At 50.4% G+C, this 240-nt stretch carries 1 pseudogene; it reads right to left on the bottom strand.

The features are described 5' to 3' along the window. Positions 1–240 (bottom strand): annotated as a pseudogene (locus RTW80_RS30620) (conjugal transfer protein TraN); the annotation flags it as partial.

The raw sequence follows: 240 nt of genomic DNA, 5'->3' as shown, positions 1-240 counted from the left end.
GTACTGTAATTGTCATAGGTACACTCTTCTGCAAGTAAGTACGACTCCAGCTGTAATGCGCATCGACAATTTCACCGGTAACGGGAGAGGTAATGGAGACAACATACTGACCATTCACTTCACGTGCAGGTAGCTGACTCATTTCATACTCCAGCGTCCGGGTTTCCCATGTGGTACTCCCCTGCAGCTCCATACGGGCAGTTCGTGTGCAGTACTGCTCCACCTGTAAATCCCGCTCAC

The organism is Escherichia sp. AM3 (assembly GCF_032029835.1).
GTDB lineage: Bacteria > Pseudomonadota > Gammaproteobacteria > Enterobacterales > Enterobacteriaceae > Escherichia > Escherichia coli.
The sequence above is the reverse complement of the archived record's forward strand: the minus strand, read 5'-3'. Positions and strand labels throughout refer to the sequence as shown.